The organism is Oceanobacillus caeni (genome assembly GCF_042678465.1).
Lineage (GTDB): Bacteria > Bacillota > Bacilli > Bacillales > Amphibacillaceae > Oceanobacillus > Oceanobacillus caeni.
This window is the reverse complement of the sequence record NZ_JBHTKV010000002.1, coordinates 89,032-103,724: the sequence shown is the minus strand read 5'-3', so window position 1 is coordinate 103,724 and position 14,693 is coordinate 89,032. Positions and strand designations below refer to the sequence as shown.

At 35.5% G+C, this 14,693-nt stretch carries 15 protein-coding genes; 13 read left to right on the top strand and 2 right to left on the bottom strand.

The features are described from left to right. Window positions 1-204 precede the first annotated feature (204 nt). The 6 genes from ACFQ18_RS03005 to uvrC all read left to right on the top strand — a co-directional run bounded on the left by ACFQ18_RS03005 (window position 205) and on the right by uvrC (window position 5,861). Window positions 205-801, top strand: a complete 597-nt coding sequence (locus ACFQ18_RS03005) for a TetR/AcrR family transcriptional regulator (RefSeq protein ID WP_047183683.1) — start codon at window positions 205-207, stop codon at window positions 799-801. 44 nt (window positions 802-845) lie between these two features. Beyond that, window positions 846-1,619: an enoyl-CoA hydratase gene (locus ACFQ18_RS03000; RefSeq protein WP_047183684.1), complete on the top strand. Its 774-nt coding sequence runs from the start codon at window positions 846-848 to the stop codon at window positions 1,617-1,619. A 30-nt stretch (window positions 1,620-1,649) separates the two neighbouring features. Beyond that, on the top strand, window positions 1,650-2,423 hold the full coding sequence (locus ACFQ18_RS02995) for an electron transfer flavoprotein subunit beta/FixA family protein (RefSeq protein WP_047183685.1): 774 nt from the start codon (window positions 1,650-1,652) through the stop codon (window positions 2,421-2,423). Between the two features lie 29 nt (window positions 2,424-2,452). After that, window positions 2,453-3,430 (top strand): electron transfer flavoprotein subunit alpha/FixB family protein, encoded by a 978-nt coding sequence (locus ACFQ18_RS02990; protein WP_047183686.1) that lies wholly within the window; start codon window positions 2,453-2,455, stop codon window positions 3,428-3,430. Between the two features lie 138 nt (window positions 3,431-3,568). Further along, window positions 3,569-3,883 carry a thioredoxin gene (trxA, locus tag ACFQ18_RS02985; protein WP_047183687.1) on the top strand — a complete coding sequence of 105 codons (315 nt, stop codon included), beginning with the start codon at window positions 3,569-3,571 and terminating at the stop codon, window positions 3,881-3,883. A gap of 187 nt (window positions 3,884-4,070) precedes the next feature. After that, a complete protein-coding gene (uvrC, locus tag ACFQ18_RS02980) occupies window positions 4,071-5,861 on the top strand; it encodes an excinuclease ABC subunit UvrC (RefSeq protein ID WP_204797695.1) in 1,791 nt (596 codons plus the stop codon). A 236-nt stretch (window positions 5,862-6,097) separates the two neighbouring features. Here the strand turns inward: uvrC and ACFQ18_RS02975 are convergent, their stop codons facing one another. Next, window positions 6,098-6,538, bottom strand: a complete 441-nt coding sequence (locus tag ACFQ18_RS02975; RefSeq protein WP_047183689.1) for a DUF2507 domain-containing protein — start codon at window positions 6,536-6,538, stop codon at window positions 6,098-6,100. Between the two features lie 323 nt (window positions 6,539-6,861). On the opposite strand from ACFQ18_RS02975, the gene ACFQ18_RS02970 reads away from it, so the two are divergent. From ACFQ18_RS02970 to sdhB, 3 genes are read left to right on the top strand one after another with little or no spacing between them, the layout of a single operon-like run. Continuing rightward, complete coding sequence (locus ACFQ18_RS02970) at window positions 6,862-7,482, top strand: succinate dehydrogenase cytochrome b558 subunit (protein ID WP_047183690.1); 621 nt, start codon at window positions 6,862-6,864, stop codon at window positions 7,480-7,482. A gap of 27 nt (window positions 7,483-7,509) precedes the next feature. Then, window positions 7,510-9,261: a succinate dehydrogenase flavoprotein subunit gene (sdhA, locus tag ACFQ18_RS02965; protein ID WP_047183691.1), complete on the top strand. Its 1,752-nt coding sequence runs from the start codon at window positions 7,510-7,512 to the stop codon at window positions 9,259-9,261. 17 nt (window positions 9,262-9,278) lie between these two features. Further along, window positions 9,279-10,043, top strand: a complete 765-nt coding sequence (gene sdhB, locus ACFQ18_RS02960; RefSeq protein WP_047183692.1) for a succinate dehydrogenase iron-sulfur subunit — start codon at window positions 9,279-9,281, stop codon at window positions 10,041-10,043. 148 nt (window positions 10,044-10,191) lie between these two features. On the opposite strand, the gene ACFQ18_RS02955 is transcribed toward sdhB, so the two are convergent. Next, window positions 10,192-10,416, bottom strand: coding sequence for a helix-turn-helix domain-containing protein (locus ACFQ18_RS02955; protein WP_010651078.1), 225 nt, complete (start codon window positions 10,414-10,416; stop codon window positions 10,192-10,194). A 407-nt stretch (window positions 10,417-10,823) separates the two neighbouring features. Between ACFQ18_RS02955 and racE the strand changes: the two genes are divergently transcribed. The 4 genes from racE (at window position 10,824) to ACFQ18_RS02935 (ending at window position 14,674) form a co-directional block, all read left to right on the top strand. Beyond that, complete coding sequence (racE, locus tag ACFQ18_RS02950) at window positions 10,824-11,648, top strand: glutamate racemase (protein WP_047183693.1); 825 nt, start codon at window positions 10,824-10,826, stop codon at window positions 11,646-11,648. Between the two features lie 216 nt (window positions 11,649-11,864). Further along, the gene (locus ACFQ18_RS02945; protein WP_047183694.1) at window positions 11,865-12,971 is read left to right on the top strand and encodes a GerMN domain-containing protein; all 1,107 of its coding nucleotides are present in this window, start codon (window positions 11,865-11,867) and stop codon (window positions 12,969-12,971) included. A gap of 345 nt (window positions 12,972-13,316) precedes the next feature. Beyond that, on the top strand, window positions 13,317-14,066 hold the full coding sequence (rph, locus tag ACFQ18_RS02940) for a ribonuclease PH (protein WP_047183695.1): 750 nt from the start codon (window positions 13,317-13,319) through the stop codon (window positions 14,064-14,066). Window positions 14,067-14,077: 11 nt separating this feature from the next. Continuing rightward, on the top strand, window positions 14,078-14,674 hold the full coding sequence (locus ACFQ18_RS02935) for an XTP/dITP diphosphatase (protein ID WP_047183696.1): 597 nt from the start codon (window positions 14,078-14,080) through the stop codon (window positions 14,672-14,674). The last annotated feature ends 19 nt before the right edge of the window (window positions 14,675-14,693 follow it).

Below are 14,693 nucleotides of genomic sequence, written 5' to 3'. Positions count from 1 at the left end.
TTTGTATTTCTTTTTTTACAGGTTAATAGGACACGCTATGGCATTGACTTTTTTTATTATTTTTATTACCATGGAGATATGAATGAGTATTCATTCATTATATTCTTAGCAGATTAGTAAGCATAAATTTTCTTATCCTGTTAAGCACAGTTAAGGTATTCTCCAGTCTAAAATACGAATGCCAAGTTTCCTAAGGAGTAAAATATGAAAAATAATCGACCAAAGTATTATCAAATTATAGATGCCGCAGTTAAAGTTTTTGCAGAAAATGGATTCCATGGTTCCCAAGTTTCTAAAATCGCAAAAGCAGCTGGTGTAGCTGATGGAACCATTTATCTTTATTTTAAAAATAAAGAAGATATATTAATTACTATGTTTAAAGAAAAAATGGGTCAGTTTATTGATAGAACCGTTCATCAAATTAATCAAAAAAAGAATGCAAATGAAAAATTATTGACATTAATCGAAATGCATTTTACTCAACTTTCAGAAGACCGTAATTTGGCGATAGTAACACAATTGGAATTAAGACAATCCAATTATGAATTACGTTATGAAATAAATAGTGTACTAAAACCTTATTTAACAGTAATTGATAATATTCTTATGGAAGGAATAAATGATAAATTATTTCGGGATAATTTAAAAATACCTTTAGTAAGGCAGATGATATTTGGAACGCTTGATGAAATTGTTACAAATTGGGTCATGAAAGATTGCAAGTACGATTTAACCGCCGAGGTTGAGCAAGTTCACCAATTGTTAATTGGAGGAATTTGTCGAATAGATAAAATAGTTTAAAATTTTGATAAATTAGTTTACAATGAAAAAAGGGGAGGAAACTTATGGGGAAAATTCAGTTTGAAATCAATAAAAATATTGCAAATCTGACCATTCAAAGCCCGCCGGCAAATGCATTATCTAGTAGTCTACTATCTGAATTAGAAGGAAAGCTCAATAAAATTGAAGAAGAACCATCTGTAAAAGCAGTAGTTATTAAAGGAGATGGAAGGTTCTTCTCTGCTGGAGCGGATATTAAAGAATTTACTTCTATGCAGAACTCTAGCGATAGCCGAACCTTTTCAAATAAAGGACAAGAGCTATTTAACCGGATAGAAAATTTCTCTATTCCAGTTATTGCAGCTATTCATGGCGGTGCCTTTGGTGGCGGATTGGAATTGGCGATGGCTTGTCATATTCGAATCGTCACTGAAAATTCTAAACTGGGATTACCTGAAATAACTTTAGGTATAATCCCGGGGTATGCAGGAACCCAACGTTTACCAAGGTATGTTGGTAACGCCAAAGCTTATGAAATGATGCTTACAGGTGAACCTATTTCAGGAACAGATGCTTTTGCATTTGGTCTAGCTAATAAGGTGGTGAAAGAAGAGGAATTGATTTCAGAGGCAACTAAATTGGCGGAAAAAATTGTATCCATGAGTAAACCTGTTATTAATCAAATTATGCATCTAGTTAATTTTTCTAAATCTGATTTATTTGAAAAAGGGGTACAAGAAGAGGCGATTGCATTCAGTAAGGTATTTACGAATGCCGATGCTAGAGAAGGAGTTCAAGCCTTTATAGAAAAACGTAAACCTAATTTCCAAGATAAATAGAAGGATAAGAAGATAAAGGAGGAATATTAAATGAACATTTATGTATTGTTAAAAAGAACATTTGATACAGAAGAAAAGATTGTAGTATCAAATGGTGTAATTGAAGAAGATGGTGCAGAATTCATTATTAATCCATACGACGAATACGCAGTCGAAGAAGCGATTAAACAACGTGATGAGCATGGCGGTGAAGTAACCGTTGTCACAATCGGAGATGAGGAATCTGAAAAACAATTACGGACGGCATTAGCAATGGGTGCAGATAAAGCTGTTCTAATTAATACGGAAGAAGACCTTGAAGAAGGAGATCAATTTACAACAGCAAAAATTTTGGAAGCGTTTTTCGAAGATAAAGAAGTGGATTTAATCCTCGCAGGTAACGTTGCCATTGATGAAGCTAGTGGACAAGTTGGACCACGAGTTGCTGAACTACTTGGAATACCATACGTTACAACGATTACAAAGCTTTCTATTGATGGTAAGACGGTAAATATTGAAAAAGATGTAGAAGGTGACGTCGAAGTAATTGAAAGTTCTTTACCACTTCTTGTTACCTGTCAACAAGGTTTAAATGAACCACGTTATCCTTCCCTACCAGGAATTATGAAAGCGAAAAAGAAACCACTCGAAGAATTGGAATTAGATGATTTAGACATTGATGAGGACGATGTTGAAGCTAAAACAAAAACGATTGATATTTTCTTGCCGGCTGAAAAAGAAGCAGGAAAAGTTTTAGAAGGTGAATTAGAGGATCAGGTGAAAGAACTAGTTTCACTGCTTAAAAATGAAGCGAAAGTACTATAAATAGGTGATAAAAGAAGGGAGAGGTAGACATGAGTGAGAAAATTTTAGTTATTGCAGAAACAAAAGAAGGGGAAATTCGTAATGTATCATTTGAGGCTATAGCGGCTGCGAAAAAAATAAAACCAGATGGTGAAGTTATTGGTTTAGTATGTGCGGATGATGATTTGGAAAATTTGGCACAAGAGCTTATTTACTATGGTGCAGACCGTGCGATAACTGTTAAAAATGATAATTTGAAATCATATACCTCTGAAGCATTTGGGCAAGCGGTATTAGCTGTAGTGAAACAAGAATCTCCAGATGCAATTATCATGGGCCATACATCAATCGGAAAAGATCTTTCTCCGAAGCTAGCAAGTAAACTAGAATCTGGTTTGATTTCGGATGCAATTGATATTGAAACAGACGGTGATCAACCAGTATTTATTAGACCAATTTATTCTGGAAAAGCTTTTGAGAAAAAAGTGATTACATCTGGAATACCTTTCATTACAATTAGACCAAACAACATTGCCGCATTAGATCGTGATGATTCTCGTTCAGGAAACATTAATAATGTGGATGTTGATATCAAAGATTTACGCACAATTGTAAAAGAAGTGGTTCGTAAAACTTCGGAAGGTGTAGACTTATCAGAAGCAAAGGTAATTGTAGCTGGTGGTCGTGGAGTTAAAAGTGCAGATGGATTTAAACCATTATATGAACTTGCAGAAGTTCTTGGTGCAGTGGTTGGGGCTTCACGCGGAGCATGTGATGCGGACTATTGCGATTATTCACTGCAAATTGGGCAAACCGGTAAAGTAGTTACTCCGGATTTATATATTGCAGTTGGAATATCTGGAGCAATCCAACACCTTGCAGGAATGTCTAATTCTAAGGTTATCGTAGCCATTAATAAAGATCCTGAGGCTAATATTTTTAATATCGCGGACTATGGAATCGTTGGTGACTTATTCGAAGTTATTCCAATGTTAATAGAAGAATTCAAGAAAGTAGCAGTAAGTTAACTATACCTTTGATGATGGGTCTACTTCATTTATAGAAGAGGGCCCATTTATTCTGAATAAGCAAAGTATTAGGAAGTACAATATTAACAATGGTATACTCAACCTACGTGGTTAAAGTCATAAAAAGGAGGAATTAAGATGGCTATTGAAAATGTTACAGATAAAGATTTTGCTGAACAAACTTCAAAAGGTTTAGTTTTAGCTGACTTTTGGGCTCCATGGTGCGGTCCTTGTAAAATGATTGCTCCAGTCCTAGAAGAAATTGATGGAGAAATGAGCGAAAAAGTTCAAATTGTTAAATTAGACGTAGATGAAAATCAAGAAACAGCTAGCAAATTTGGTGTAATGAGTATTCCTACTTTATTATTATTTAAAGATGGAAACGTAGTTGACCAAGTAATTGGTTACCAACCAAAAGAGGCATTAGTTGATTTAATAAATAAGCATGCTTAATGAATAACCACGATTCAATCCCTTGTTACACGAAGTAACAAGGGATTTTCTCAGCGGACAGGTATGTTAAATTCTTTTTTCCACATAAGTGCAACGAAAGTGAATCGCCAAAAAGCTTGGCAAACCCCAAGTTTTCTAAGATAATGTTCTCGTAGAATATTTCTAAATATAAAAGGATTGTAAACATATGAATAGAACGATAAGTGAAAAATTAGCGGTATTACCGGCTAAGCCCGGCTGTTATTTGATGAGGGATAGGCATGGAACTGTTATTTATGTTGGAAAATCCAAAACATTAAGAAATAGGGTTCGTTCCTACTTTACAGGGGCACATGACCAAAAAACACAACGATTAGTACAAGAGATTGTTGACTTTGAATATGTTGTTACGTCTTCAGAGATGGAAGCATTAATTTTGGAAATGAACTTAATAAAAAAATACGATCCAAGATATAATATAATGCTGAAGGACGATAAGTCTTATCCATATTTAAAAATAACCTCGGAAAGACATCCTCGACTTTTAATTACACGGAAATTAAAAAAAGATAAAGGAAAATATTTTGGCCCATATCCAAACGTTATTGCAGCTAAGGAAACTAAAAAATTATTAGACCGATTATACCCGCTACGTAAATGTAATAATCCATCCGGACGTCCTTGCTTATATTATCATATGAATCAGTGCCGAGCATGTGGGGACAATCCACTTTCTACTGAAGAATATCAAGCTATTATTCAGGAAATAACTTCTTTTCTTCAAGGTGGATTTAAAGATATCAAACAGAATTTGAAAGAAAAAATGTTAGAAGCGAGTGAACAACTTAATTTTGAGCGGGCAAAGGAATATAGAGATCAAATTCAGCATATTGAGTCGGTTATGGAACAGCAAAAAATGACCCTTAACGATAATGTGAATCGTGATATTTTTGGGTATAGTTATGATAAAAGTTGGATGTGTGTTCAAGTATTTTTTGTAAGACAAGGAAAGCTAATCGAAAGGGATGTTTCGTTATTCCCGTTTTTCGATACTCCTGAGGAAACTTTTTTAAGCTTCATTGGAAGGTTCTATTTACACGAACAACATATTAAACCAAAGCAAATACTGGTGCCTATCGGAACAGACACAGACATCTTAAAGGAATTACTAGAAGTAGAGGTCCATACTCCGTATAGAGGGAAGAAGAAAGAACTGGTAGAGCTAGCTTCTGAAAATGCAAAAATTGCTTTAAAAGAGAAATTTTCATTAATCGAAAGAGACGAGGAACGGACTATACTTGCTGTTGAAAAATTAGGAGAAGAGCTAAATATAGCAACTCCACATCGCATTGAGGCTTTTGATAATTCAAATATTCAAGGTACAAGCCCGGTATCAGCCATGATTGTATTTGTTGATGGAAAACCAAGTAAAAAAGACTATCGAAAATACAAAATTAAAGATGTGAAAGGTCCGGATGATTACGAGACAATGCGTGAAGTCATACGCAGGAGATATACTCGAGTATTAAAAGAAGATTTGCCACTACCAGATTTGATTGTTATAGATGGCGGTAAAGGCCAAATGAGTGCGGCGCTTGATGTGTTAGAAAATGAATTAGGTCTAGATATACCTTTATGTGGATTAGCTAAAGATGATCGGCACAGAACGAGTGAATTATTGTATGGGGATCCTCCAGAAGTAGTCTCTTTATCAAGGAAGTCCCAAGAGTTTTATCTTGTACAACGAATACAAGATGAGGTCCATCGTTTTGCGATATCGTTTCACCGACAATTACGTGGAAAAAGCTTATTTCAATCTGAGTTAGATAATATTCCTGGAGTCGGAGAAAAACGAAGAAAGTTATTACTTCAACATTTTAAATCAATAGATGAAATAAAGAGATCGGATTTGAAAGAAATTACAAAACTAGGGATACCTAGTAATACTGCAAAAGAAATTATTAATTTTTTAAATAAAAGTAAAGAGGAGGAGCGATAGTTTTAAATACTAACTACCCTCCTTTTTATTTGTCTAGAAAATCATAAAATTTATATGGCTGTGAATAACTTAGATACAGAAATAGCCACGTCCGGCTCCAGCGCCCAGCGACTAGCGAGACTTCCTTCACCTCCGTGCGATAAGTCAACATCGACTCACTCCGTTCGTCGTGTTTCCTTTATCTCCTACGGCTCAGTCCAGTCCGTACGTCGCTAAACGGGCGCTTGCGCCTTTGTTCATTTATCCGTAAAGTATATAGAAAATTTGATCGTGTAAATGCGTTTATTTATTTCCTCCATACATTCGCATTCTCTACCTTCAATTTGTTGAATTGCCTCAGCTAAAAATCCTGATTCTAATCGAAAATCTGTATGAAAAGGACCATTAAGTTTTAATGCTATTGAATCATCCATTAAATGAAAGATTAGTTCCTTTTTCTTTTCTTTTATTAACTCAAGTTTTCCCCAACCAAATGTCTCAAAAATAAGTATTAGTGTTTCCAATGAATCAATTTCTATATTGCGCGCTATGTTTTTTCCCATGAAATACAATAAAGAGTCCGCTTCCTTACCAAGAATTTCCGGTAAGCCTATATATCTTAGAGCATCATAGCCGGCACCATTCGTATGTAATTTTTCTAGTTGTGAAATTGTTAGTTTATCGGCTTTATCTGACATGGATGTCATCCTTTCTATTCCTCTCGTAAGTTATGCCTAAGGTATAACCTATCGTCTTATCGTCGTTTAAAATGATAACTAAACCATATTATCTATTTTATTTCGTGATTAATCAAGCCGCGATTATGAACTTTTAATATTCCAATATTCCTTTTCTCGATAAATTTAGTGTCTCGTTTTCTTGACGCTTACAATAGTTAGAAGTACAATAAACTTGATAAAAAGATTGTACAATTTTAAAAATAGGAGCAAGTTTGTTTTAAAGCGCTTTATTTTTAATAATTGTACTACAAATTCTATTAACCTACTAAGGGGGGATAAAAATGGCAGTACATAGGGAGTTGTTTTACAGAAGATTACATTCATTACTTGGGGTAGTACCAATTGGACTTTATTTGGTGACGCATTTAGTAGTAAACCATTTTGCTGTTTATGGAGAAGAAGAGTTTAATAGAGCAGCAGGTTTTATGGGAAATCTTCCATTTTTGATCTTATTAGAGATTTTTGTTATTTATCTACCAATCTTATTTCATGCGGTGCTAGGTGTGTACATTGCTCTTACAGCAAACTACAATCTGAAGAATTATGGTTTTTTCCGAAATTGGATGTTTGCTCTGCAACGTATCACTGGGATAGTAACATTAATTTTTATTGTATGGCATGTTTGGGAGACCCGTGTTCAAAAAGCACTAGGAGTAGTAGAAGTTAACTATAGTTTGATGGAAAGTATTCTATCTAGTCCATTTATGTTCTGGTTCTACGTAGTTGGTGTAATTTCAACCGTTTTCCATTTTTCAAATGGACTATGGGGCTTCATGGTTACATGGGGAATTACACAATCTCCTAAATCACAAAAAATCACTACATATGGTGTCGTAGTAGTCTTTCTTGTGCTTAGTTATATTGGAGTAAGATCACTAATCGCATTTGCTTATGGAGTATAGAGACAGAGAAAAAAGGAGTGAGTTATTATGAGTAATCGCAAAATAGCTGTTGTTGGCGGAGGGCTTGCTGGGCTTATGGCTACGATAAAAGCTGCTGAAGCAGGAGTCAACGTAGATTTATTCTCGATTGTACCGGTTAAACGTTCTCACTCAGTATGTGCTCAAGGTGGTATTAATGGAGCGGTAAATACAAAAGGTGAAGGAGATTCACCTTGGATTCACTTTGATGATACTGTTTACGGTGGAGATTTCCTTGCAAATCAGCCTCAGGTTAAAGCAATGTGTGATGCAGCACCTGGCATCATACATATGTTTGACCGTATGGGTGTTATGTTTAACCGTACCCCGGAAGGTTTACTAGACTTTCGTCGATTTGGGGGAACGCAACACCACCGCACTGCATATGCAGGAGCTACAACTGGACAACAATTGTTGTACGCACTAGACGAACAAGTTCGCCGTTATGAAGTAGAAGGCTTAGTAACGAAATATGAAGGTTGGGAATTTGTTGGTGCTGTATTAGATGAAGAAGGAATTGCAAGGGGAATTGTGGCTCAGGATATTAAATCACATGAAATTAAAGCATTCCGTTCTGATGCAACTATCTTTGCAACAGGTGGACCTGGAATCATCTTTGGTAAATCAACGAATTCTATGATTAATACAGGATCAGCTGCAAGTACCTTATATCAACAAGGTGTTAAATATGCAAATGGAGAATTTATTCAGATTCACCCAACTGCAATTCCTGGAGACGATAAACTTCGCTTAATGAGTGAATCTGCTCGTGGTGAAGGTGGTCGTGTATGGACTTATAAAGATGGTGAACCATGGTACTTCCTTGAAGAAAGATACCCAGCATATGGTAATCTAGTTCCTCGTGACATAGCAACACGTGAAATCTTTGATGTTTGTGTGAATGAAAAATTAGGAATTAATGGGGAAAACATGGTATATCTTGATCTTTCACATAAAGATCCTAAAGAATTAGATATTAAACTTGGTGGTATTATAGAAATCTATGAAAAATTCGTCGGTGAGGACCCACGTAAAGTACCTATGAAAATTTTCCCTGCAGTTCATTATTCTATGGGTGGAATGTGGGTCGATATTAATCAAATGACAAACATTCCTGGAATATTTGCTGCTGGGGAATGTGACTACTCACAACATGGTGCGAACCGACTAGGTGCTAACTCCTTATTATCTGCAGTATTTGGTGGATCCGTAGCTGGACCTAAGGCGATTGAATATATTGATGGCCTTGATAAACATGCTGAAGATGTTTCTTCTGAACTATTTGATTCTAAAGTTAGGGAAGAAGAAGAGAAATTTAAAGAATTAATGAGTATGGACGGTAACGAAAATGCATACCAGATTCACCAAGAACTAGGGGAATGGATGACAGATAACGTTACAGTAGTACGTGAAAATACTAGACTTCTAAAAACAGATGAGAAGATACAAGAATTGCTAGAACGTTGGGGAAATATCAACATCAATGATACATCTAGTTGGTCTAACCAAGGTGTTATGTTTACTCGCCAATTAAAAAATATGCTTCATTTGGCAAGAGTAATTACACTTGGTGCTTATAATCGTAACGAGAGTCGTGGAGCACATTATAAACCTGAATTCCCGAAACGTAATGATGAGGAATTTTTAAAGACTACTATCGCTGAATTCGATGAGAAAAATCAAGCACCTAAACTGAGTTATGAAGATGTTGATATATCGTTAATTAAACCACGTGAACGTGATTATACTACAAAACATTGATTGGGGAGAGAAGTAAAATGGCTGAACAAAAGACGGTTACATTTATAATAACTCGACAAGACGGCCCAGATTCTGCTCCTTACGAGGAAACTTTCGAAGTACCTTATCGGAAGAATATGAATGTTATTTCTGGGTTAATGGAAATACGTAAAAATCCTGTTAATGCTAAAGGGGAAAAAACAACACCGGTTCAATGGGATATGAACTGTTTAGAAGAAGTATGTGGTGCTTGTTCTATGGTTATTAATGGTGTTCCGAGACAATCCTGTGCTGCATTAGTAGATGAATTGGAAACTCCAGTTCGTCTAGCGCCAATGTCAACATTCCCAGTTGTTCGTGATTTGATCATTGACCGTGAGCGTATGTTTGATGCATTGAAGCAAGTTAAAGCATGGATTCCTATCGATGGTACACACGATCTTGGTCCAGGGCCACGTATGCCTGAAAAGAAACGCCAATGGGCATATGAATTATCTAAATGTATGTCATGTGGAGTATGTTTAGAATCTTGTCCAAACGTAAATGATAAATCAAACTTTATTGGACCAGCAGCATTATCTCAGGCTCGTCTGTTTAATGCTCACCCAACAGGAGAAATGAACAAGAGTGAACGTTTAGATGGTTTAATGCAAGAAGGTGGAATTAGCGGTTGTGGGAATGCGCAAAATTGTGTACAAGTTTGTCCAAAAGGAATACCGTTAACAACCTCAATTGCAGCAATGAACCGAGCAACTAATATCCAAGCGTTTAAGAATTTCTTTGGTAGTGACAACGCACATTAAAGAAATTATACTTTTTACCTACAAACAAAAACCGACTTCTTTATCGAAGTCGGTTTTTGACATTTACTTGCTTAATCGAGTAAATGGTTTATAAGACCTAATAATCACGTGTAGTTCGGATCTTTCTATTGGGATAAGAACTAATAATTTAAAGTTTCAATTCCCCCATACGAAGAAGTTCAACTACAGCTTGTGATCGCCCCTTAACCCCTAATTTTTGCATAGCATTTGAAATGTGGTTACGGACAGTTTTCTCTGATATAAACAATTCCTGGGCAATTTCTTTTGTTGTTTTGTCTTGTACTAATAGTTCGAATACTTCTTTTTCTCTTTTGGTTAATAACTGCTTCGGTTTATACTCGTTGTCCTTCAAGTGTTAACCCCTCCTTGCTCTTATAGAGCTGCATGTTGAAGGGAAATTATCTAGTCACTATAGCTTATGAGGACGCTGGAAATTAGTGAGTGTTTTCATTCATGAAAAGTAAAATTTCATGAATAAATTTGTATCCAAACTATTATTTGAATTTAATCTAAAACTGGTGGTAATATGTAAGTTAAATAATTTTACCTACATAAATTTTAAAAAAATGGAAACGGTAACATAGGAATAGTTGACTACATATTATGAAAAAGTAAGGACTTATAACTATTTATTTTAACATATATACACGGAATGGGTTGATATGATAAACTGTTGCTTGTATATATTGAAATAAACTAGAACCTTAAATTTTGGATAAATAACCTAAAAATAAAACAGCACAGAAGAGGCGATTTTTATTGGATAGAGCAATCGGAGTAATTGATTCTGGAGTTGGTGGCTTAACTGTTGTTCAAGAGTTGATGCGTCAATTACCAAAGGAAAAGTTAATTTATTTAGGAGATACAGCAAGATGTCCTTATGGTTCTAGACCTGCTGAAGAAGTGAAATTATTTACTTGGGAAATGGTTCGCTTTTTATTAAATAAAAATATTAAAATGTTAGTTGTGGCTTGTAATACTGCTACCGCTTTTACGCTAAAGGAATTACAGCAGTCATTAGATATTCCGGTTGTTGGTGTAATACAGCCTGGTGCCCGAGCTGCAATAAAATGTACAAATAATAATCATGTTGGTGTAATTGGGACAGAAGGTACGATTCGTAGTAGTGCTTATACGAATGCATTGGAAAAAATAAATGCAGATATTCATGTTTATGGATTGGCGTGTCCTTTATTAGCTCCAATGGTTGAAAATGGAATATTGGCAGGTATGGAAGCAAAATCAGTAGTAGAAGAATCTATTTCACCATTAAAACAAAATAAAGATATGGATACATTGATATTAGGATGTACCCACTATCCATTATTAAAAGACACGATACAAGAAGTTATAGGTAACAATGTAACCATTATTTCTTCTAGTGAAGAGACTGCTAGAGAAACAAGTACTATATTAGACGTACATGGATTATTGAATAGTAAAACAGATGAGCCTATTCATCAATTTTATACTACAGGTGAGCTGAATATATTTATTGAAATAACTAGAAAGATTTTTAAGGATTCAAATTTCAGCAAGTTAGAAATTAAAAGAGCTAGTTTACGAACAAATCAGGAGGTTTAAGCTCCTGATTTTTATTTTACCTTCTCTCCTCATCTATGCTGGTAGCGAATACCAAGTTTTCCGAAATATTTTCATGCATAATCCTGTATGAGATGATGATGAATCCATGCGGAATATGTAATGAATTATTTTTAAATAGAAGTTTCCTACGATAGGTCTATTTTTTTATGATAGCTCGTATACATTATAGTACAAACTATCGTAGGAGGTATTAGCATGAATAAGAAAGGTGCTTTAATCGTTGGCGCGGTTTCGCTTTCGCTTATTTTATCTGGGTGTTTTCAAGGAGAACAGTCATTAGAACAGGAAATGGACCCACCTCAAGATGCGGAGGCTGTAAATAGCTTAGAAGATTCAACTTCTGAGAATAAGAAAGATAATGTAGAATCTAAGGATTCAGCTGACTCCAAGGGGAAGAAAACCAAATCAGATGATGCAGTTACAGAAATGGTTCCTAGAGAATTATACTTAATGGATAAGAATGGGATGGTTGCTGCTCAAACGATTGAATTACCAGGGACATCAGAAGTTGGTAAACAACTCATGGAACATCTGGTGAAAGATGGACCAGTAACCCCTCTACTACCGAATGGGTTTCAAGCCGTGTTACCAGAGGGTACTGAAATTTTAGGACTTAATTTAAAGGAAGATGGTACGATAATTGTAGATGTATCGGAAGAATTTAAAAACTATGAGCCAAATGAGGAAATTAAAATTCTGGAGTCGATGACATACACCTTAACACAATTCGAAAATGTTAAAAAGGTACAATTGTGGATTAATGGACATCCTCAGGAGGAAATGCCAGTTAATGGAACACCAATTGGGAATGGATATGCAAGAGCAAATGGAATAAATGTTGTGGAATCCAATTCAAATGATTTATTAACTGCTACCCCTGTAACGATGTTTTATCCATCTGAACATAATGAAAACAGGTATTATGTTCCTGTAACTCAGTATGTTGATTCAAAAGAGGATGTGGAAATCTATGAAGCAATTGTAGATTCATTGATTCAAGGACCTGGTTACAATTCAAATATTGTCCACGTGTTTAATGAAGGTACTAAATTAAGTAGTGAGCCGGTAATGAAAGATGGAGTTCTTAAATTAATATTTAATGAAGGTATTTTGAAAGATAAAGAGCAGTCTGTTATTTCGGATGAAGTAATGGAGACACTAGTAAGAACTTTAACTGAACAAGCTGGTGTAAAAGCCGTTGATGTAAAAGTTGAAAATGTAGATCAACTCGTGAATGAAAACGGTGAATCATATGAAGAGCCAGTAACAAAGGATACATTTACAAAAACAGAAAAATTATAAAAAGAAAGGGGTTCGAATTTTGAACCTCTTTCTTTATTGTCAGGAAATTATAAAATTTGTATGGCTGTGAATAACATAGATACAGAGATAGCCACGTCCGGCTCCAACGCCCAGCGACTAGCGAGACTTCCTTCACCTCCGTGCGATAAGTCAACATCGACTCACTCCGTTCATCGTGTTTCCTTTATCTCCTACGGCTCAGTCCAGTCCGTACGTCGCTAAACGGGCGCTTCCGCCTTTGATAATTTAGTGCAAGTTTTCTAAAAAATGAGCCTAATGAATTCTCGTGTTGCTTTTTAGCAAAATATGATAAGCTAATGATGGAAATAAGAGGAGGATTTACGTATGAGAAATGATAATCGTGAACATAACCAATTAAGAACTATTGAAATTATTCCGAATTACATAACACATCCAGAAGGTTCGGTACTTATTACAGTTGGGAATACAAAAGTAATTTGTAACGCAAGCATCGAAGACCGTGTTCCTCCATTTATGCGAGGTCAAGGAAAAGGGTGGATTACCGCCGAATATTCAATGCTCCCTCGTGCTACTACCCAAAGAAATATAAGAGAGTCAACTAAAGGTAAGGTTAGTGGTAGAACGATGGAAATTCAACGATTGATTGGTAGAGCATTAAGATCTGTCGTGGATTTAGAAAAAATAGGTGAAAGAACCGTATGGGTAGATTGTGATGTTATTCAAGCGGATGGGGGAACAAGAACTGCATCTATCACAGGCGCATTTGTTGCGGTTGTTTTAGCTTTTGGTGAACTGCTGAAAAATAAAGCGATCAAAGAAATGCCTGTAACGGATTATCTAGCTGCAATTTCTGTGGGTATATTAAAAGAAGGAATAGAAATATTGGATTTAAATTATGAAGAAGACTCAGAAGCAGATGTTGATATGAATATCGTAATGACGGGTTCAGGGGAGTTTGTGGAAATCCAAGGGACTGGAGAAGAAGCAACATTTGGTTTAAATCAGCTAAAAATGATGTTGAAACTTGCTAGTGAGGGGTTAGAGAAAATTATAGAGGTACAAAAAGAGGCAATTGGTGCTTTATCCGAACGAATAGGTGAAACCAAAAAATAAGGAGTTTTTTTATGAAACAAATTATTATTGCCACTAAAAATCGTGGTAAGGCAAAAGAGTTTAAAGAGTTTTTTTCCCAGAAAAATATAGAGGCCCTTTCGTTATTAGATATTGAAAAACAACTTCCAGACGTGGATGAAACTGGTGATACTTTTGAAGAAAATGCATCATTAAAAGCAGAAGAGATAAGCCATATATTAAATAAAGCTGTTTTGTCTGATGATTCCGGGTTAGTTATCGATGCTCTAGACGGAAGACCAGGTGTTTATTCAGCGAGATATGCTGGGGAAGATAAAGACGATGAAGAAAATGTAAAAAAAGTTCTTAAAGAATTAGAAAATATCCCGGAACATGATAGAAATGCACGATTTGTTTGTGTTTTGGCTATAGCGAGACCAGAAGGGCAAACAAAATTAGTTAGAGGGGAATGTGAGGGAAAAATAGCTTTATTCCCTTCCGGTGATAATGGATTTGGTTATGATCCTATTTTTATTCCAGATGGTTATCAACAAACAATGGCCGAGTTAGAGCCAGAAGAAAAAAATCAGATAAGTCATCGTAAACTTGCAATGGATAAGTTAGATGACTTGATAGATATATTGTTTTAGATTTTAAACCAAAGGGGCT

Bases quoted from the DNA above. Each gene is read 5' to 3' on its own strand.
- ACFQ18_RS03005 (WP_047183683.1), top strand. From the start codon at position 205: ATGAAAAATAATCGACCAAAGTATTATCAAATTATAGATGCCGCAGTT.
- ACFQ18_RS03000 (WP_047183684.1), top strand. From the start codon at position 846: ATGGGGAAAATTCAGTTTGAAATCAATAAAAATATTGCAAATCTGACC.
- ACFQ18_RS02995 (WP_047183685.1), top strand. From the start codon at position 1,650: ATGAACATTTATGTATTGTTAAAAAGAACATTTGATACAGAAGAAAAG.
- ACFQ18_RS02990 (WP_047183686.1), top strand. From the start codon at position 2,453: ATGAGTGAGAAAATTTTAGTTATTGCAGAAACAAAAGAAGGGGAAATT.
- trxA (WP_047183687.1), top strand. From the start codon at position 3,569: ATGGCTATTGAAAATGTTACAGATAAAGATTTTGCTGAACAAACTTCA.
- uvrC (WP_204797695.1), top strand. From the start codon at position 4,071: ATGAATAGAACGATAAGTGAAAAATTAGCGGTATTACCGGCTAAGCCC.
- ACFQ18_RS02975 (WP_047183689.1), bottom strand. From the start codon at position 6,538: ATGTCAGATAAAGCCGATAAACTAACAATTTCACAACTAGAAAAATTA.
- ACFQ18_RS02970 (WP_047183690.1), top strand. From the start codon at position 6,862: ATGGCAGTACATAGGGAGTTGTTTTACAGAAGATTACATTCATTACTT.
- sdhA (WP_047183691.1), top strand. From the start codon at position 7,510: ATGAGTAATCGCAAAATAGCTGTTGTTGGCGGAGGGCTTGCTGGGCTT.
- sdhB (WP_047183692.1), top strand. From the start codon at position 9,279: ATGGCTGAACAAAAGACGGTTACATTTATAATAACTCGACAAGACGGC.
- ACFQ18_RS02945 (WP_047183694.1), top strand. From the start codon at position 11,865: ATGAATAAGAAAGGTGCTTTAATCGTTGGCGCGGTTTCGCTTTCGCTT.
- rph (WP_047183695.1), top strand. From the start codon at position 13,317: ATGAGAAATGATAATCGTGAACATAACCAATTAAGAACTATTGAAATT.
- ACFQ18_RS02935 (WP_047183696.1), top strand. From the start codon at position 14,078: ATGAAACAAATTATTATTGCCACTAAAAATCGTGGTAAGGCAAAAGAG.